The following is a 19,850-nucleotide window of genomic DNA, read 5'->3' on the forward strand; positions in this document are numbered from 1 at the left end:
CCGCTGCAAAAACCTTGTCACCGGTGCGAGGATGACCGAAGGCCGTTGATGCTGTGGGGAGTACGACGACGGGTGGCGTCCCCCGCGAAGCAGCACGTCCGAATCCTTTTCGCGTTGACCGTTCCCGCCCTTCTTAGCCCATTCGGCGCTCACCGCGCACGGACGCGTGTCCTCACGCCCGGCCCGCTCGTTCACGGGTGGACCGGGTCGGCCGGGGACGCGCCCCGTGCAGGCGTGCGCCGGGACGCGCACGGGCTCCGGGGCGCCCCGCCGCCGGCTCGGCGGGCGTCGGGCAGGTTGCCGGGAACAGCGGCGCGGGCAGGCTTCCGGTCGCACGTCCTCCCCACCCAGCAGTCCTCCGGTACTCCCCCGGCCCGACCCCGGCCCGCGGGGAGCTGCCGCCGATCTCGGGCAGGAGCTTGGCATGCACGGCGACACGCGGGACCAGTCCACACCGGTGGCCGAAGGCCTCGACGCAGCGGTCGCGGAATCCGCCGGACGGATGGATTCTGACACTCGGACAGATCCGGCGATGCCGGCGCCGAGGACGTCCGGAGCGGTCCCTGGCGGATCCTCCGAATCCGAAGCCTCCCCAGCGACTCGACACCCCGGGGTCGAGGAGGACCGGACGGCGGCACCCCGCAGGCGCACCACCACCACGCGCCGCACCACCGCCACCGCCCCGAGGGCCGGCACCGCGAAGCCCGGCGTCGAGTCCGCCGCCGCGCAGCCCCCGGCCACCAGGGCGCCCGCTCGCAAGTCCCCCGCTCGCAAGCCCGCCGCCCGCAAGACGACAGAGAGCGACACCGTGATCGGCCGCATCCCCGTCCTGGACGTCAGTCCCCTCGTCGACTCCGGCCGCCGCCCGGCCAAGGCCGTCGTCGGCGAGACCTTCCTGGTCACCGCGACCGTCTTCCGCGAGGGCCACGACGCCGTCAACGCCAACGTGGTGCTGCGCGACCCGCGCGGCCGCAGCGGCCCGTGGACGCCGATGCGCGAACTCGCCGAGGGCACCGACCGCTGGGGCGCGTACGTCACCCCGACGGCGCCCGGCCGCTGGTCGTACCTGGTGGAGGCGTGGAGCGACCCGGTCGCCACCTGGCGCAGGACCGCCTCGGTGAAGCTGCCCGCCGGGATCGACACCGCGCTGGTGCTGGAGGAGGGCGCCCGGCTGCTGGAGCAGGCCGCAGCCGGGGTGCCCAAGAAGGAGGGCCGCGCCGACGTGCTCGCGGCCGCCGACGCGCTGCGCGACCCGTCCCTGCCGCCGCTGTCCCGGCTGGCCGCCGCGCTCGCGCCCGAGGTGCTCGACGCGCTGACCCGCCACCCGCTGCGCGAGCTGCTCAGCGCCTCCCGCCCGCTGCCGCTCCAGGTCGACCGCGAGCGCGCGCTGTTCGGCTCCTGGTACGAGTTCTTCCCCCGTTCGGAGGGCGCCGTGGTCGACCCGACCGGGGTCGAGCCGCCGTGTTCCGGCACCCTGCGCAGCGCCGCCGAGCGGCTGCCGGCCGTCGCCGCGATGGGCTTCGACGTGGTCTACCTGCCGCCGGTCCACCCGATCGGCCGAGCCTTCCGCAAGGGCCCGGACAACACCCTGACGGCCGGTCCGCACGACGTCGGCTCGCCCTGGGCGATCGGCTCCCCCGAGGGCGGCCACGACGCCGTCCACCCGGACCTCGGCACCATCGAGGACTTCGACCACTTCGTCGCCGAGGCGCAGGCGCTGCACCTGGAGGTGGCGCTGGACTTCGCCCTCCAGTGCTCCCCCGACCACCCCTGGGTGAACAAGCATCCGGAATGGTTCAGCCATCGCACGGACGGCACCATCGCGTACGCCGAGAATCCGCCGAAGAAGTACCAGGACATCTATCCGATCAACTTCGACCAGGACATGGACGGAATCGTCAAGGAAACAATCCGGATCCTCCGGTTCTGGATGTCCCACGGGGTGCGGATCTTCCGGGTCGACAACCCCCACACCAAACCCGTGGTGTTCTGGGAGAGGGTGCTCGCCGACGTCGCCAGGACCGACCCGGACGTCGTGTTCCTGGCCGAGGCCTTCACCCGCCCGGCGATGATGCACACCCTGGCGAAGATCGGATTCCACCAGTCGTACACGTACTTCACCTGGCGCACCACCAAACCGGAACTCACCGAGTACCTCACCGAGCTCACCGGTGACGCCGCCGCCCACATGCGGCCCAACTTCTTCGTCAACACCCCGGACATCCTCCACGCGTACCTCCAGCACGGCGGCCGGGCCGCCTTCGCGGTCCGCGCGGTGCTCGCCGCCACCCTCTCCCCCAGCTACGGCGTCTACGCCGGCTACGAGCTGTACGAGAACGAGCCGGCCCACCCGGGCTCCGAGGAGTACCTGCACTCGGAGAAGTACGAACTGCGCCCGCGCGACTGGAGCCGCACCGACACCCTGGCCCCGCTGCTGACGGTGCTGAACCGGCTGCGCCGCCGCCACCCCGCCCTCCAGCAGCTGCGCGACCTGCGCTTCCACCCCACCGACAACGACCAGGTGCTCGCCTACTCCAAGACCGCGACCACCCCCGAGGGGCTCACCGACCAGGTCATCACCGTGGTGAACCTCGACCCGCACCACGTCCAGGAGGCCACCGTCACGTTGGACGGCGACGGCCCGTACGCGGTGCACGACGAGCTCACCGGCGCCGTCTACACCTGGGGCCGGCACAACTACGTCCGGCTCGACCCCTCAGCCGAGCCGGCTCACCTCCTCACGGTTCGGAGGAACCCAGCGTGACAGTGAACGAGCCCGTCCCCGACACCTTCCCCGAGACCTCGAAGAAGAAGCTCGACCCCGAGTGGTTCAAGCGTGCGGTCTTCTACGAGGTGCTGGTGCGGTCCTTCCAGGACAGCAACGGCGACGGGGTCGGGGACCTCAAGGGGCTCACGGCCAAGCTCGACTACCTCCAGTGGCTCGGGATCGACTGCCTCTGGCTCCCCCCGTTCTTCGCCTCGCCGCTGCGCGACGGCGGCTACGACGTCTCCGACTACACCTCGGTGCTGCCTGAGTTCGGCGACCTCGCCGACTTCATGGAGTTCGTCGACGCCGCCCACGCCCGCGGCATGCGCATCGTCATCGACTTCGTCATGAACCACACCAGCGACCAGCACCCATGGTTCCAGGCCTCCCGCTCCGACCCGGACGGGCCGTACGGCGACTTCTACATGTGGGCCGACGACGACAAGCAGTACCCGGACGCCCGGATCATCTTCGTCGACACCGAGACGTCCAACTGGACCTACGACCCGGTCCGCAAGCAGTACTACTGGCACCGCTTCTTCTCGCACCAGCCGGACCTCAACTACGACAACCCCCGGGTCCAGGACGAGATGATCGCCGGGCTGCGGTTCTGGCTCGACCTCGGCATCGACGGCTTCCGGCTGGACGCGGTGCCGTACCTGTTCGCCCGAGAGGGCACCAACTGCGAGAACCTGCCGGAGACCCACGAGTTCCTCAAGCGGGTCCGCAAGGAGATCGACGCCAACTACCCGGACACCGTGCTGCTGGCCGAGGCCAACCAGTGGCCGGAGGACGTCGTCGACTACTTCGGCGACTTCGGCTCGGGCGGCGACGAGTGCCACATGGCGTTCCACTTCCCGGTGATGCCGCGGATCTTCATGGCGGTGCGCCGCGAGTCCCGCTACCCGGTCTCGGAGATCCTCGCCAAGACCCCGCAGATCCCCGGCGGCTGCCAGTGGGGCATCTTCCTGCGCAACCACGACGAGCTGACCCTGGAGATGGTCACCGACGAGGAGCGCGACTACATGTACGCGGAGTACGCCAAGGACCCGCGGATGCGCGCCAACGTGGGCATCCGCCGCCGGCTCGCCCCGCTGCTGGAGAACGACCGCAACCAGATCGAGCTGTTCACCGCCCTGCTGCTCTCCCTGCCCGGCTCCCCGGTGCTCTACTACGGGGACGAGATCGGCATGGGCGACAACATCTGGCTCGGCGACCGGGACGGCGTGCGCACCCCGATGCAGTGGACCCCGGACCGCAACGCGGGTTTCTCCTCCGCCGACCCGGGCAGGCTCAGTCTGCCGCCCATCATGGACCCGGTGTACGGCTTCCAGGTGACCAACGTCGAGGCGCAGCAGAGCAGTTCGAGCTCACTGCTGCACTGGACGCGTCGCATGATCGAGATCCGCAAGCTCAATCCGGCGTTCGGCCTCGGAAGCTACGCCGAACTGCCCTCCAGCAACCCCGCCGTGCTGGCGTTCGTGCGCGAGTACGAGGGGGACCTGGTCATGTGCGTGAACAACTTCTCGCGGTTCGCGCAGCCGACCGAGCTGGACCTGCGGCAGTACGGCGGGCGGTACCCGGTCGAGCTGATCGGCGGGGTGCGCTTCCCGTCGATCGGCGAGTGGCCCTACCTGCTCACCCTGGCCGGGCACGGCTTCTACTGGTTCCAGCTCCGGCAGCCCCCGCGCCTGAGCGGGACCAGGCGGTCGAAGTAACGATCCGTCGCACGCCGCACACCAGCATGGACAGCACCACCAGACCCTCCGGGGGCGCGAGTTGACCCCCGCGCCCCCGGTGTTCTCTGCACCACCGCGTACGGAGAACAGCCCAACGGCCACCCACACGAAGGCGTGACACCCGAGCCGTGCTCGCGTGCCGCGACCGCCGCGCCGCCGCAATCCGGAAGACTGACGGACCCGGCCACGACCCGTCGGGCAGTCCGCGTGCTTCCGGGGAAAGGGAGCCATGTCCGAAACCTCCCGTTCTCAAGCCCACCTCCCGGGCGACGCCCCCGCCAGCGCGGCGGGCCCCCGGGGCACCGGGGCCCGGAGAACCACCCTGGGCGTCAGCGAACTCGTCCAGGCGGCCCTGCCACTGATCGCCGCGTGGCTGCCCACCCAGCGCTGGTACGCCGGCAAGGGGCGGCCGATCACCGGCCTCACCCCGGTGGTCGGCACCCCGCTGCAGGTCGGCGACCCGGCCCTGCTGCACCTGCTGCTGCGGGTCGAGCACGCCACCACGGCCGGCGCCCCGCACGGCGACATCTACCAGCTGCTGCTCGGCATCCGCTCCGGCGGGCTCGGGGACATCGGGCCCGGCCCCGTGCTCGGCCGGCTCACCCAGGGCCCGTACGACGGCGCGACCCTCTACGACGCGGTGCACGACCCCGAGCTCACCGGGCGGCTGCTGGAGCACCTGGCCACCGGCGACCGCTTCGGCGCGCTGTCCTTCCGCCGCACCCCCGGCTCCGGACTGCCCACCAACCTCCCCGGCCGCGCCTCCACCGCCGAGCAGTCCAACAGCTCGGTCATCTACGGCACCTCGTACATCCTGAAGCTGTTCCGCCGCATCCACCCCGGCACCAACCCCGACCTCGAACTCTCGCTCGCGCTCTCCCGGGCCGGCTCCACCCGCATCCCCCGGGTCGCCGCCTGGTTCGAGAGCCGGATGGAGCGCGCCGAGCCCGCCACCCTCGGACTGCTGCAGCGCTACCTGCCGGACGCCGAGGACGGCTGGGAGCTGGCCCTCGACCAGGTCGGCCGGCTCAAGGGCGACCGCTCCCCCGGCAACTTCGCCATCGAGGCCCACCGGCTCGGCCGGGCCACCGCCGAGGTGCACCGGGTGCTGGCCCGCTCGATGCCGGTCGCCCGGCTCGACCGCACCCAGACCGGGCGGCTGGCCGGCGCGATGGCCGACCGGCTGGACAGCGCCGTCGCCGCCGTCCCCGGGCTGCTGCGCTTCCGGGCCGCGCTGCGCACCGCCTTCCAACAGCTCGCCGACGCCCACCCGGACGGCCTGCCGGTCCAACGCATCCACGGCGACCTGCACCTCGGCCAGGCGATGCGCACCCCGCACGGCTGGGTGCTGCTGGACTTCGAGGGCGAGCCGGCCAAGTCGGTCAACGAGCGCCGCGAGCCCCAGCCGGCCCTGCGCGACGTCGCCGCGATGCTGCGCTCCTTCGACTACGCGGCCGCCCACCTGCTGGCCGGCGGCCCGGTCGACCCGGAACTGGCCCACCTCGCCGCCGCCTGGGCCCAGCGCAACCGCACCGCCTACTGCGCCGGCTACACCGCCGGCGGGGGCGCCGACCCGGCCGCCTCGCCGGAGCTGATGCGGGCGCTGGAGATCGACAAGGCGGTGTACGAGGTGGTGTACGAGGCCCGGCACCGGCCGAGCTGGCTGCCGATCCCGCTGGCCGCGATCAGCCGGCTGGCCCTGTCCGTCTGAGTCCCGTCCGTCCGAGTCCCGCTTCCCGACCGCCGCTTCCGATCACCTCTTCACCACTGCTTTCCGAGTCCCGCTTCCTGACCACCGCTTCCTGACCACCGCTTCCTGTTCCGCCCGCAGGAGTTCGCCCACCCCCGCCGCAGGAGGACCCCGCCGTGACGCCGATCGACCCGACCGGCCGCCCCACCCGCCCCGTACCGGCCACCTTCCTGGCCGGACCGCTCCCAGCCGAAGGGCGGGCAGCCGAAGGGCGCGCCGGCCGCGGGCGCGGGGCGCACCGGGCGGCCGAGGAGGAGGGGGGTGCCGGCACCGGCGCGGAGCCCCCGGCAGCCGTCCCATCCGCAGCCGCGGACCCCCTGGGGCCCGGGCGTCCGGCCCCCAGCGGGGCGCTGCGGCTGCCCGAGGCGCCGCTGCCGCCGGCCGAGGTCGACCGGCTGGTGGGCGGGCAGCACCACGACCCGCACGCCCTGCTCGGCGCGCACCCGGTGCACGGCGGCACGGCGATCCGGGTGCTGCGCCCGTTCGCCGAGCGGGTGGTCGTCGAGACCTCCCAGGGGCCGGCCGAACTCACCCACCAGCAGGGCGGGTTGTTCACCGGATTGGTGGCCGGCGGCGACCTCCCCGAGTACACCCTGCTGGTGACGTACCCCGGCGGCGAGCCGCTGCGCCAGTACGACGGCTACCGCACCCCGCCCACCCTCGGCGAACTCGACCTGCACCTGATCTCCGAGGGCCGGCACGAGCAGCTGTGGCGGGCGCTCGGCTCGCACGTGCGCACCGTCGACGGGGTGCCGGGCACCGCCTTCGCGGTCTGGGCCCCGAACGCCGTCGGGGTGCGGCTGATCGGCGACTTCAACCACTGGGACGGCACCGGGCACCCGATGCGCTCGCTCGGCTCGTCCGGGATCTGGGAGCTGTTCGTCCCCGGCCTGGCCGAGGGCACCACCTACAAGTACGAGGTGCACACCCGGCAGGGCTGGGTACTGGACAAGGCCGACCCGCTGGCCCGGGCCGCCCAGTGCCCGCCCGGCACCGCCTCGGTGGTCACCTCCTCCGGCCACGTGTGGCGGGACGGCGAGTGGATGGCCCGCCGGGCCCGCGCCGCGCACCACCGGGCACCGATGTCGGTGTACGAGCTGCACCTGCCGTCCTGGCGGCCCGAGCTCACCGACTACCGCGCCATCGCCGAGGAACTGCCCGGCTACCTGAAGGAGTTGAACTTCACCCACGTGGAGTTCATGCCGGTGATGGAGCACCCCTTCGGCGGCTCCTGGGGCTACCAGGTGTCCGGCTACTACGCCCCCACCGCCCGGCTCGGCAGCCCCGACGACTTCCGGTACCTGGTGGACACCCTGCACCGGCACGACATCGGCGTGATCGTCGACTGGGTGCCCGCGCACTTCCCCAAGGACGACTTCGCGCTCGCCCGCTTCGACGGCGAGCCGCTGTACGAGCCGGCCGACCCGCTGCGCGCCGAGCATCCGGACTGGGGGACGCTGGAGTTCGACTACGGCCGCAAGGAGGTGCGCAACTTCCTCGTCGCCAACGCGGTGTACTGGTGCGAGGAGTTCCACATCGACGGCCTGCGGGTGGACGCCGTCGCCTCGATGCTCTACCTCGACTACTCCCGCGAGGGCGGCGACTGGACGCCCAACCGGTACGGCGGCCGGGAGAACCTGGACGCGGCCGCCTTCCTCCAGGAGATGAACGCCACCGTCTACCGGCGCTGCCCGGGCGTGATCACCATCGCCGAGGAGTCCACCGCCTGGGACGGGGTCACCCGCCCCACCGACGCCGGCGGCCTCGGCTTCGGGCTGAAGTGGAACATGGGCTGGATGCACGACTCGCTGGTCTACATGTCCAAGGAGCCGGTGCACCGCAAGTACCACCACAACGAGATCACCTTCTCGATGGTGTACGCCTACTCCGAGAACTACGTGCTGCCGATCTCGCACGACGAGGTGGTGCACGGCAAGCAGGCGCTGGTCTCCAAGATGCCGGGCGACTGGTGGCAGCAGCGCGCCAACCACCGCGCCTACCTCGGCTTCATGTGGTCCCACCCGGGCAAGCAACTGCTGTTCATGGGACAGGAGTTCGCCCAGGGCGCGGAGTGGGACCACGAGCAGGGCCCGCAGTGGTGGGTGCTCGACGAGCAGTGGCCGGCCCACGGGGACCACCTCGGGGTGCGCCGGCTGGTCCGCGACCTCAACCGGTGCTACCTCGACACCCCGGCGCTGTGGGAGCTGGACAGCGTCCCGGACGGCTTCCGCTGGCTCGACGGCGGCGCCGCCGAGGACAACCTGCTCTCCTTCGTCCGGTACGCGACCGACGGCTCCCCGCTGGTCGCGGTCTGCAACTTCTCGCCGGTCGTCCGGCACGGCCACCGGGTCGGCCTGCCCCGGCTGGCGGGCCGCGAGCAGCTGTGGGAGGAGGTGCTGAACACCGACGCCGAGGAGTACGGCGGCAGCGGCGTCGGCAACTCGCACCCGGTCAAGGCCGAGCCGGTGGAGTGGGACGGCCAGCCCCGGTCCGCCGAACTGGTCCTCCCGCCGCTCGCCACCGTCTGGTTCCGTCCCGCCCGCTGAGGGCGCACCCCGCCGAACGCCCCGGTGTCCGCCCTTCCCGGCGGGCACCAGGGCGGGACCTCCGTCCCTTGCCCGAACCCCGCCGTTCTGCTCGCGGACGGCCGTTCGGGGTGCGAAGGTATGGTCGATATGACCACTTTCCGAGACGACGGGACGGAGACACCCACGTGGCGCGCAGCGTGTACGTGACCGGCATCGACCGGGGGGACGGCCGACAGGCGGTCGAACTCGGGGTCATGGAACTGCTCACCCGCCAGGTGGACCGGGTCGGGGTGTTCCGCCCGCTGGTGCACGCCGCCGCGCCCGGGAAGCCGGGCACGGACCACGTGGTCGAGCTGCTGCGCGGCCGCTACCGGCTCGACCTGCCGAGCACCGAGCTGTACGGCCTCACCTACGAGGAGGCCGCCGCGCTCAGGGCCGCCCTGGGGCAGGACGAGCTGGTCTCCGTCCTGGTCGACCGCTTCCACGCGCTGGAGCGGCGCTGCCAGGCGGTGCTGGTGCTCGGCACCGACTTCGCCGACACCGGCATCCCGGACGAACTGGCCTTCAACGCCCGCCTGGCCAACGAGTTCGGCGCCGCCGTGCTGCCCGTGGTCGGCGGGCACGGCGCGGACGCCGAGACGGTGATCGCCGAGGTGCGCAACGCCCACCGGGCGTACACCGACCTCGGCTGCCAGACCCTGGCGATGGTCGCCAACCGGGTCGCCCCCGGCGCCAAGCAGCGCATCCAGCGCACCCTCACCGAGAAGCTGCCGATCCCCGCCTACGTCATCCCGGAGGAACCGGCCCTGGCCGCGCCCACCGTCGCGCAGCTGGTCGAGGCGACCGGCGCCGAGGTGCTGATCGGGGACGCCGCCGGCCTCGCCCGGGACGTGCGCGGCTACGTCTTCGGCGGCGCCATGCTGCCCACCTTCCTGGACGCGCTGACCGAGGGCGCCCTCGTCGTCACCCCCGGGGACCGCGCCGACCTGGTGATCGGCTCGCTGGCCGCGCACGCCGCCGGCGCCCCGCCGATCGCCGGCGTGCTGCTGACGCTCGGCCAGCACCCCGGCCCCAACGTGATGGCGCTGGCCGCCCGGCTCGCCCCCGGCACCCCGGTCGCGGTCGTCCCCGAGGGCAGCTGGCCCACCGCCGCCCACCTGACCCACCTGGAGGGCAAGCTCACCTCGGCCAGCCCCCGGAAGGCCGAGATCGCCCTCGGCCTGTTCGAACTCCACGTCGACACCGCCGAGTTGACCAACCTGATCGAGGTCGGCCGGTCCGAGCGGGTCACCCCGATGATGTTCGAGCACGAGCTGCTGGAGCGCGCCCGGGGCGCCCGCCGGCACGTCGTGCTGCCGGAGGGCACCGAGGAGCGGGTGCTGCGCGCCGCCGAGATCCTGCTGCGCCGCAACATCTGCGACCTCACCCTCCTCGGCGAGGTGGACGCCGTCCGCCGCAAGGCCGCGGGCCTGAGCATCGACCTCCCGACCGAGCCGCCGACCGCCGACCGCGCGCAGGTGCGGATCGTCGACCCGGCCACCAGCCCGCTGCGCCGCCAGTTCGCCGAGCTGTACGCGAAGCTGCGCGCCCACAAGGGGATGACCGTCGAACTGGCCCTGGACGTGGTCACCGACGTCTCGTACTTCGGCACCCTGATGGTCCAGGAGGGCATCGCGGACGGCATGGTCTCCGGCGCGGTGCACTCCACCGCCGCGACCATCCGGCCCGCCTTCGAGGTGATCAAGACCTCGCCGGGCGCCTCGATCGTCTCCTCGGTCTTCTTCATGTGCCTGGCCGACAAGGTGCTGGTGTACGGCGACTGCGCCGTCAACCCCGACCCGGACGCCCAGCAACTGGCCGACATCGCCATCCAGTCCGCCGCCACCGCCGCCCAGTTCGGGGTGGAGCCGCGGGTCGCGATGCTCTCGTACTCGACCGGCACCTCCGGCTCCGGCGCCGACGTCGACAAGGTCCGCAAGGCCACCGAGCTGGTCCGCGAACTGCGGCCGGACATCCTGGTCGAGGGCCCGATCCAGTACGACGCGGCGGTGGACGCCCACGTCGCGGCCACCAAGCTGCCGGGCTCCGCGGTCGCCGGGCGGGCCACCGTGCTGATCTTCCCGGACCTCAACACCGGCAACAACACCTACAAGGCGGTCCAGCGCTCGGCCGGCGCCGTCGCGGTCGGCCCGGTGCTCCAGGGGCTGCGCAAGCCCGTCAACGACCTCTCCCGCGGGGCGCTGGTGCAGGACATCGTCAACACCGTCGCGATCACCGCGATCCAGTCGCAGGACCACAAGGAGCCCCAGGCATGAGCGAGCGAAGCGAGCTGACGATCAGAAGGTGCGTGTTCCGCGAAGCGACTGCCGAGCGCGGCGAGGTGGGCGCATGAGCGAGCGAAGCGAGCGAACGATCAGAAGGTGCGCGTCTCGCGAAGCGACTGCCGAGCGCAGCGAGGTGGGCGCATGAGCGAAGGTACCCGCGTTCTCGTGCTGAACGCCGGCTCCTCGTCGGTGAAGTACCAGCTGATCGACATGCTGGACGGGGCCAAGCTCGCCTCCGGCCTGGTCGAGCGGATCGGCGAGACCGGCGGGCGGCTGGTGCACACCCCGCGCGGCGGCGAGGCGCGCGAGAGCGTCCAGGCCTTCCCGGACCACTCCGCCGCGCTCAAGGCCGTCGCCGAGGAGCTGTCCGCCGACGGCCTCGGGCTGGACTCCCCCGAGCTGGCCGCGATCGGCCACCGGGTCGTCCACGGCGGCCTGCGGTTCACCGAACCGACCGTGATCACCGACGACGTGCTCAAGGAGATCCGCCGGCTGATCCCGGTCGCCCCGCTGCACAACCCGGCCAACATCACCGGCATCGAGGTGGCCCGCGCGCTGCGCCCCGACCTCCCCCAGGTGGCCGTCTTCGACACCGCCTTCCACGCCTCGATGCCCGAGTACTCGGCCCGGTACGCGATCGACAGGGCCGTCGCCGACCAGCACCGGGTGCGCCGCTACGGCTTCCACGGCACCTCGCACCAGTACGTCTCGCGGGCCACCGCCCGGCTGCTCGGCAGGGACCCGGCCGAGGTCAACGTGATCGTGCTGCACCTGGGCAACGGCGCCTCCGCCTCGGCGGTCAGCGGCGGCCACTGCGTGGACACCTCGATGGGCCTGACCCCGCTGGAGGGCCTGGTCATGGGCACCCGCTCGGGCGACATCGACGCCGGCGTGGTGTTCCACCTGCACCGGGTCGGCGGGCTGTCCGTGGACGAGATCGACGACCTGCTCAACCGCCGCAGCGGCCTGCGCGGGCTGTGCGGCGAGAACGACATGCGCGAGATCATGCGCCGGGCCGACGAGGGGGACGAGGACGCCAAGCTGGCGTTCGACTCGTACGTCCACCGGCTGCGCAAGTACATCGGCGGCTACTACGCGGTGCTCGGCCGGGTGGACGCGATCGCGTTCACCGCCGGTGTCGGGGAGAACGCCGCGCCGGTGCGCGCGGCGGCCACCGCGGGACTGGAGGAACTGGGCATCGCCGTCGACCCTGAGCTGAACTCGGTGCGGTCCGGCGAGGCCCGGATCATCTCCCCCGAGTACGCCCGGGTGGCGGTCGCCGTGGTGCCCACCGACGAGGAGCTGGAGATCGCCCGACAGGCCTTCGCGCTGGTGCACCGGGAACGCCGGGTGTCCGAGGACTGATACGGATCTGTCCCACTCCTCGGAACATCTCGTCGGCGATTCCTCCCGGTGCATGCCGAATGCACGTATAACACGAACGGATAGACTGATCCATATGCGCCGAGCGAAAATTGTCTGCACCCTGGGTCCGGCGACGGACTCCTACGAACAGCTGAAGGCCATCGTCGAGGCGGGCATGAACGTCGCCCGACTGAACATGAGCCACGGCAACCACGCGGACCACGAGGAGCGGTACCGCAAGGTCCGCCAGGTCTCGGAGGACACCGGCAAGGCCATCGGCGTCCTGGCCGACCTCCAGGGTCCGAAGATCCGTCTGGCGACCTTCGCCAACGGCCCGGTGACCGTCGACAACGGCGACGAGTTCACCATCACCACCGAGGACGTCCCCGGTGACCAGTACATCTGTGGCACCACCTACAAGGGCCTGCCCGGCGACGTGAAGCCCGGCGACCCGATCCTGATCAACGACGGCGTCATCGCCCTGGAGGTCGTCAGCGTCGACGGCCCGCGGGTGAAGACCGTGGTGGTCGAGGGCGGCGTGCTCTCGAACAACAAGGGCATCAACCTGCCCGGCGCGGCCGTGAACGTGCCCGCCCTGTCCGAGAAGGACAAGGACGACCTGCGCTTCGCGCTGCGCCTGGGCGTCGACATGATCGCCCTGTCCTTCGTCCGCAACGCGGACGACATCAAGGACGTCCACGAGGTCATGGACGAGGTCGGCATCCGGGTGCCGGTCATCGCCAAGATCGAGAAGCCGCAGGCCGTCGAGGCCATGGAGGAGATCGTCCTCGCCTTCGACGCCATCATGGTCGCCCGCGGCGACCTGGCCGTCGAGTACCCGCTGGAGCGGGTGCCGCTGGTCCAGAAGCAGCTGGTCACCCTGGCCCGCCGCAACGCCAAGCCGGTCATCGTCGCCACCCAGATGATGGAGTCGATGATCCACGCCTCGCGCCCGACCCGCGCCGAGGTCTCCGATGTCGCCAACGCCATCCTGGACGGTGCCGACGCGGTCATGCTGTCCGCCGAGTCCAGCGTCGGCAAGTACCCGGTCGAGACCGTCCGCACCATGAGCCGGATCTGCGAGAAGGCCGAGGAGGAGCTGCTCTCCCAGGGCCTCCAGCCGCTCAACCCGGGCCGCAAGCCGCGCACGCAGGGCGGCTCCGTCGCCCGCGCCGCGTGCGAGCTGGGCGACTTCCTGGACGGCAAGGCGCTGGTCGCCTTCACCAAGTCCGGTGACACCGCCCGCCGGCTGTCCCGCTACCGTTCGCCGATCCCGGTGATCGCCTTCACCCCGGACTCCGCCACCCGCAACCAGCTCTCGCTGAGCTGGGGCGTCGAGGCGTACGTCACGGAGCAGGTGGCCACCACCGACGCGATGGTCGCGCAGGTCGACCGGGAGCTGCTGAAGATGGGCCGGCTCGGCGAGGGCGAGACCGTCATCGTCACCGCCGGTGTCCCGGTCGGCGTTCCCGGCACCACCAACATGGTGCAGGTGCACCACCTGGGCACCCGGAGCGAGTGAGCACCCGTACGGCCCGAACGCCCGTGGGGCGGTCCTCCTTCCCGGAGGGCCGCCCCGCGGGCCTTGTGGCGCCGGGTACGCACTGCCGCCCGGACTACTTGTCGCTGTAGGGGGCGTCGTCGTTGAACAGGCGCATCCCGGGGATGCGCAGGGTGCCGCCGAACTGACCGGCCTGCTTGGCGGTGACGCCGGTCAGCTCCAGCTCCAGCGGGATCGGGATGGCGCCGATCAGGTCGTACAGCCAGCGCGGCAGGGTGTCCGGGGTGAGGGTGATCTCGCCCAGGTCGAACACCGGGATGCCGAGCACCTTGGAGAGGTGGCCGGACAGCCGCTCCACGTACATCGTGACCGGGCCGTTGCGCATGGTCGAGGTGGAACCCGGGGCGCCCTGGACGTGGAAGGTCACGCCGTTGCCCTCCAGGGTGGACATGTCGAGGTTGTCGATGTCCACGCTGTCGACCACGAACTTCAGGACGCGCTTGGTGCCGGTCGGGGTCCGCACGTCGTAGACGCCGTGGAAGGCCGCGCCGTGCAGGGCGAGCCGGCTGGTCTTCAGGGTCCAGTTCTGCTCCGGGACGACGTGTCCGGGGGCGGCCGCGGCGGCGGTCAGACCCCGGGTGTCCACATCGCAGTTCGGGTCCTCGGTCGGCGTGGCGGACGGGGTGCCGGAGGCGCCCTCGGAGGGCGTCGCCGGGGCGTCCGCGGACGGCTTCGCGGAGGGCGCCGGCTTGCCGCCCGCCCCGCCGCTCGACGTGGCGGCGGGCGAGGGCTCGTCGGCGGCGGGCGGGGCCGTGGACGGCGCGGCCTGCGGGGCGGCGGCCTTGGCCCGCGGCTGGGTGGCCTGGGCCGGGGCGGTCGGGGCGGTCGGGGTGGTCGGAGCGGCCGGGCCGCCGGGCGCCGCCGGGGTGGTGGGGGCACCGCTCGGGCTCTGGCTCGGCGAACCGTTCGGGTTGAGCAGCCGGCTGACGCCGCCGACGAGGTCGTCGATCAGCCCGGCCTGGGCCGCCGTTCCGGTGCCGCTGCCGGTTCCGGTGCCGCTGCCCTGGAGGACCGCGCTCGACGCGCCCGCGCCACCGGTGGCGGCGGAACGGACGGCGGACTGCTGGGCGGGCGTGCCGGTGGCCGACGGCTTGACCGGCGAGGTGGGCTGCCCGGTCGGCGCGGCGCTCGGCACCTGGCCCGGCACCGAGCCCGGGTCGGTCGACGGGCCGGCCGGGGACGCGGTGGCCGGGGGCGTGGTGGCCGGGGCCGAACCCGGCGCGCCGGACGGACCGGGCGGCGGCTCGGGCAGCTCGCTCTTGGGCACCGGCGTCTCGACCGGCGCCACGTCCGGCACCGCGGCCGGAGCGGTGCCGCAGGGCTTGCCCGCCGCGGACTCGGCGACCGCCGGGTTGGGCGTGTAGGCGGCGGCCATCAGCAGTGCGGTCGGCACCGCCGCCATGGCCAGCGCCCGGCCTCTCAACCGGGCCCGTACGGGCGTGCGCGGGGCCGCGTGCCGGCCGGAGCGCTGCGCGGGGACGGTCGTACCGTCGGCTTGCTCGGCCGGCCCGGTCACCGTGCCTCCTCCTGGTCCACGGTGCCGGCCTGCCGCGGCGCGGCCTGGGCGGGCAGCTCGGCGGTGGGCGCCTCGACGGCGGGCCCGGTGGCGTTCTCGGTGGCGTTCTCGGCAGCGACGCTCTGTGCCACGGCGTTGTCGGCCGCCGCGTCTTCGGCGCCGCCCTTGCCGCGGCGTCGGCGCCGGCCCCTGGCGGCCTCCGCCTGCGCCGTCTCGGGCAGCGGCGCCCAGGAGACCATCAGCCCGCCGCCGATCAGGCCCGGCAGCAGGGCCAGTCCGAAGCCCGCCAGGTTGGAGACCGGGATCGAGACCAGCGTCAGCAGGGTGGTGGCGATGCCGGCGAAGACCCGCACGGCCGGCTGGAACCAGGCCGTCAGCCCGAGCACGATCAGCAGCACGCCGATGATCAGCGCCCCGGCGCCCCCCGTGGTGGCCATGGCCACCGTCATGCCGCCCAAGGAGAGGTGGGCGTAAGGGAAGTACATGATCGGGACGCCGGCGATCATGGCCAGCAGACCGCCGTAGTACGGCCGCGTCCGGCGGAACGTACGGAACACCCGGCGCAGCCACTGGGCGGGGTTCTCGTGCTCGGCGGGCCGGTAGGAGGCAAGGGCGCTGGACACGGTGCAGCTCCTCGATGGTGTGAACGAGGGATGGACGAGACGCGGGATCCGGGGACGGCGTACGCGCCGCCCCCGGTCCCGCAGGTGCCGTCACGGCGGGCGGGCCGGGTTCGGTCCGCCCGCCGTCAACGGCCTAGTAGCACTCGCCGGTACCGTCGGTGTGCAGCGCGAGCTTCAGGCCGGAGAGCCGGAAGGTGCCGGCCGAGGTGGCCCAGGCGGTCTGCTGCACGTTGTACAGGTCGGCCTTCTCGGCGGCCTGGGCGAAGCCGGTCGCGCCGGTGGGCAGGCCGCCGAGCTTGGACTTCCAGCCCTGGGTGGCCTCGCCCTTGAGGGTCGAGGCGTCCTGGCCGATGTTGATGTTGCTGAACTCGGCGTCCGCGTTCAGCTGGTCGAGGTCGATCAGCAGGTTCTTGGCGTAGACCTGCTTCTTGACGTCGTCGCTGTTGCCCGCCTCCAGGCGCAGGATGATCTTGGGCAGCTTCCACGGCAGGCCGGGGATGACGTTGGGGTCGGTCACCACGGACTGGCACAGGCCCTTGATGGTGGCCTCGTCGAAGGCCGAGACGGCGACCGGGTGCGGGGTTCCGTTCTGCTCCGCGTCGATCGAGCCGAACTGGGCGAAGTTCTTGCCGTGCAGCTCCGGCGTGGTGACCTTGAAGCTCTGGCCGGACACGCTGAACGAAGCCGCCAGCGCGTTGTTGGCGATCGACATGCCGACCATCGCGGTGGCCGCGACGCTCGGGACCATCACCAGTGCGAAGCGCTTCCAGCGGGTCTTGCCGTAGGTCTGGGACATGCGAGTCCTCCTTCTAGGACGTACATCTCCGGCTCCCGGCGGTGCGTCCCGCACCGGTGGGGGCCTGGGATGGGAGAGAGCTACGTCCTCGGTAGCGGAGAGCGCCTTGGGCGTCGTCGGACGCGGGAACGGCCTGCCTGCGGCGGGCCTCCCGTCCAAGCACCGGCCGTCCTTGCGGGGCGGCGGGCAGGACCGACGACATCGGCGATCACCCCCGAGCGACAACCAGCGACCGCGCAGGGCCGCGCGGCCGGTCGAAGGACAGGAACCGCCGTGGGACCGCGGATACCCCCCTGCCCTCCCTCCCGCCGGCCGGGGCCGGCGGATCACCCGGTGGGGATCCCGCGCTCCGCGTGGCCGACCGGGTCGGCGGGTGTGGAGTCTGGGACCGGGCGTGGCCGATCGTGCTTGAATCCCGGGCGAAGCACAAGAGGTTCCTTACTGACGGGTAATGCAACATCAGGTGGCGTTGATCATGGGATCGGCCCCAGTTGCACCCTGCGTGACGCCTTGAAGGAATCGTGACGGCTGAATCCACCGGAAACAGAAGCGAAACACCCGCGGATGGTCACACATGGTGACTATCCGCGGGTGAAATCAAGATTTGGTAAACCTCTGTCCGGTTGACCGGATTGTCGCCAAATCACCAGGCGACACCGCAGGTCATCCGCCGTGCCAGACGGCGCGCCCCGGCCGGGCGCCGAGCGGACCCGGGCCCGGCCTGAACCGGCGTCAGAACAGCACGCGCGCCAGCGCCGTACGGGCCGCGACGACCCGCGGGTCCTCCGGGCCGATCACCTCGAACAGCTCCAGCAGGCGCAGCCGGGCGGTGTCCCGGTCCTCGCCGGCCGTCCGCCCGACGGTGGTCACCAGACGCCCGAAGGCGTCCTCGACGTGACCGCCGACCAGGTCCAGGTCGGCCGCCTTGAGCTGGGCCTCGACGTCCTTCGGGTCGGCCGCGGCCGCCGCCCGGACGGCCTGGAGGTCCAGACCCTCGATCCGCTTCAGCAGCTCGGCCTGGGCCAGGCCCAGCTTGGCCTCGGTGTTGCCCGGCTGCTCGGCCAGCACGTTCTTGTACGCCTGGATGGCGCCGCCCAGGTCGCCGGCGTCCAGCGCCTCGTGGGCGGCGGACAGCGCCGGGTCCTCGGGGCGCTGCGGGGCGGCGGCCCCGGCCTCGCCCGGGGCGGCCGCACCGCCGGCCACGCCGGCCACGCCGAAGCGCTGCTCGGCGACCAGGATCAGCTGGTCCAGGATCTTGCGGATGTTGGCGGCGCTCTCCGCGCCCTGGAACAGCGGCACCAGCTGGCCGGCCACCACGGCCATCACGGCCGGGATGCCCTGGATGCCGAACTGCTGGGAGAGCAGCGGGTTGGCGTCCACGTCGATCTTGGCGAGCACGAAGCGGCCGGCGTACTCCTCGACCAGGCCCTCCAGGACCGGGCTCAGCTGCTTGCAGGGCCCGCACCACTCGGCCCAGAAGTCGATGACGACCGGCACCTCGGTGGAACGCTGGACGACCTCGGTCTCGAAGGTGTCCTCGGTGACGTCGATGACGAGCTGGTGGGCGGACGGGGCCGGGGCGGCTCCGCCCGACTCGGCGGCGGCGGCCTGGCGGGCCCGCTCGGCCCTGGCCTGCTCGGCCTTCTGGGCGGCTTCGCCGGCCGCCTTCACTGCGGCGAGGTCGACCGCGCCGCGCAGGGCGGAGCTGTTGAGACGCGAATTCCGTGGCTGCATGGCACCATCCTCCCCCGTCCGCACTGCTCGCGGGCACCAACCTCCGGAAAGTCGCCCCGCGCGGGGCGCGCGGTGCTGGTTCCCTGGCCTCGCGCTCGTCCCCCGGTAGCCTGGACCGTTCGGCGCGGATCCCCACCCGCGCCCGCGCCGCTCCCGTCCCACGGGACGCGGCGCCTGGTTGTCGCTGCTTTCGCTACGAGTCGTAGCGTAACTGGAGGCGGTGCCCCGCCCGCAAGCCCCACCGGCGGTTCGGGGACGTGAGCTGCCCCACTTTCCCGGGCCGCCCCGCTGCCCGAACGGGCGAACAGTCGCTACCGTTACCAGCCCCACCCAAGTTACTTACCAGTAAAGCGCAAGGAGGCCCGGTGCCGGCCGCCCAGCCCCCAGCGACCCCGGACCGCACGGAGAGCACGGAGAGCACGGGCCGGGTGCGGCCCGACCCGGCCGGCCGGGTCCCCGAAACGGCGGGCACCGCCCGGGCCAAGGGCCGCCCGCGCAGCGCCGCCGCCGACCTCGCCATCCTCGACGCCACCCGCGAGGCACTGGCCGAACTCGGCTGGGGCGGACTGACCATGGGCCACGTCGCGAGCCGCGCCGGGGTCGCCAAGACCACCCTCTACCGCCGCTGGCCCTCCAAGAACGAGCTCGTGGTGGACGCCGTCGCCAGCCTCTTCGACGAGCTGGTGATGCCCGACCTCGGCAGCCTGCGGGCCGACATCGAGGCCGTGGTCGCCCAGTTCGCCGACCTGCTGGCCCGCCCGGAGACCCAGACCGCGCTGCTCGCGCTGTTCGCCGAGGGCACCCGCGACCGGCAACTGCGGTGCCGGATCCGCGAGTCCATCGTGGACCCGCAGAAGCGGCTGGTCCGCCAGGGCCGGGCGGCCGCCCAGGCGCGCGGCGAGCTGGACGGGGACACCGACAGCGCGACGGCCCGCGAGGAGGTCGACATCATCTTCGACACCATCGCGGGCGCCGTCGAGCACCGCGTCCTGGTCAGCGGTGAGCCGATCACCCCGGAGTGGACCCGCCGCTTCACCGACCTGCTGCTCGGGCCGCTCACCACCTGCTGAGGACGCCCGGGCACGGCGCGGCCGCCCGTACGGGTTCCGTACGGGCGGCCGCTCGTCGGCCGCGGCCTCGGAAGGCC

General features: G+C 72.6%; 12 protein-coding genes. 8 read left to right on the forward strand and 4 right to left on the reverse strand.

The window, feature by feature from the left end:
- The first annotated feature begins 808 nt into the window (after window positions 1-808).
- The 7 genes from ACZ5OX_RS14365 (at window position 809) to pyk (ending at window position 13,995) form a co-directional block, all read left to right on the forward strand.
- On the forward strand, window positions 809-2,764 hold the full coding sequence (locus ACZ5OX_RS14365) for an alpha-1,4-glucan--maltose-1-phosphate maltosyltransferase (RefSeq protein WP_465630178.1): 1,956 nt from the start codon (window positions 809-811) through the stop codon (window positions 2,762-2,764).
- Window positions 2,761-4,485, forward strand: a complete 1,725-nt coding sequence (treS, locus tag ACZ5OX_RS14370; RefSeq protein WP_449807435.1) for a maltose alpha-D-glucosyltransferase — start codon at window positions 2,761-2,763, stop codon at window positions 4,483-4,485. Before ACZ5OX_RS14365 ends, treS begins: the two co-directional genes overlap by 4 nt.
- Window positions 4,486-4,735: 250 nt before the next feature.
- Entirely contained in the window at window positions 4,736-6,217 is a 1,482-nt protein-coding gene (locus ACZ5OX_RS14375; RefSeq protein ID WP_465630179.1) for a maltokinase N-terminal cap-like domain-containing protein, read from the forward strand.
- Between the two features lie 155 nt (window positions 6,218-6,372).
- Window positions 6,373-8,802 (forward strand): 1,4-alpha-glucan branching enzyme, encoded by a 2,430-nt coding sequence (glgB, locus tag ACZ5OX_RS14380; RefSeq protein WP_465630180.1) that lies wholly within the window; start codon window positions 6,373-6,375, stop codon window positions 8,800-8,802.
- A 167-nt stretch (window positions 8,803-8,969) separates the two neighbouring features.
- Entirely contained in the window at window positions 8,970-11,099 is a 2,130-nt protein-coding gene (gene pta / locus ACZ5OX_RS14385; protein WP_465630181.1) for a phosphate acetyltransferase, read from the forward strand.
- A gap of 150 nt (window positions 11,100-11,249) precedes the next feature.
- Entirely contained in the window at window positions 11,250-12,473 is a 1,224-nt protein-coding gene (locus ACZ5OX_RS14390) for an acetate kinase (RefSeq protein ID WP_465630182.1), read from the forward strand.
- A 94-nt stretch (window positions 12,474-12,567) separates the two neighbouring features.
- The gene (gene pyk / locus ACZ5OX_RS14395; protein ID WP_449791722.1) at window positions 12,568-13,995 is read left to right on the forward strand and encodes a pyruvate kinase; all 1,428 of its coding nucleotides are present in this window, start codon (window positions 12,568-12,570) and stop codon (window positions 13,993-13,995) included.
- A 94-nt stretch (window positions 13,996-14,089) separates the two neighbouring features.
- Here the strand turns inward: pyk and ACZ5OX_RS14400 are convergent, their stop codons facing one another.
- The 4 genes from ACZ5OX_RS14400 to ACZ5OX_RS14415 all read right to left on the reverse strand — a co-directional run bounded on the left by ACZ5OX_RS14400 (window position 14,090) and on the right by ACZ5OX_RS14415 (window position 18,703).
- Window positions 14,090-15,550: a hypothetical protein gene (locus tag ACZ5OX_RS14400; protein ID WP_465630183.1), complete on the reverse strand. Its 1,461-nt coding sequence runs from the start codon at window positions 15,548-15,550 to the stop codon at window positions 14,090-14,092.
- Complete coding sequence (locus tag ACZ5OX_RS14405) at window positions 15,547-16,173, reverse strand: DUF6114 domain-containing protein (RefSeq protein ID WP_465630184.1); 627 nt, start codon at window positions 16,171-16,173, stop codon at window positions 15,547-15,549. The genes ACZ5OX_RS14400 and ACZ5OX_RS14405 overlap by 4 nt, the downstream gene beginning before the upstream one ends.
- A gap of 133 nt (window positions 16,174-16,306) precedes the next feature.
- The gene (locus ACZ5OX_RS14410) at window positions 16,307-16,969 is read right to left on the reverse strand and encodes a DUF6230 family protein (protein WP_402401122.1); all 663 of its coding nucleotides are present in this window, start codon (window positions 16,967-16,969) and stop codon (window positions 16,307-16,309) included.
- A 732-nt stretch (window positions 16,970-17,701) separates the two neighbouring features.
- Entirely contained in the window at window positions 17,702-18,703 is a 1,002-nt protein-coding gene (locus ACZ5OX_RS14415; protein WP_465630185.1) for a tetratricopeptide repeat protein, read from the reverse strand.
- A gap of 428 nt (window positions 18,704-19,131) precedes the next feature.
- On the opposite strand from ACZ5OX_RS14415, the gene ACZ5OX_RS14420 reads away from it, so the two are divergent.
- Window positions 19,132-19,773 (forward strand): TetR/AcrR family transcriptional regulator, encoded by a 642-nt coding sequence (locus tag ACZ5OX_RS14420; RefSeq protein ID WP_465630387.1) that lies wholly within the window; start codon window positions 19,132-19,134, stop codon window positions 19,771-19,773.
- Window positions 19,774-19,850: the final 77 nt, after the last annotated feature.

This window comes from Kitasatospora sp. NPDC032121, assembly GCF_055580145.1.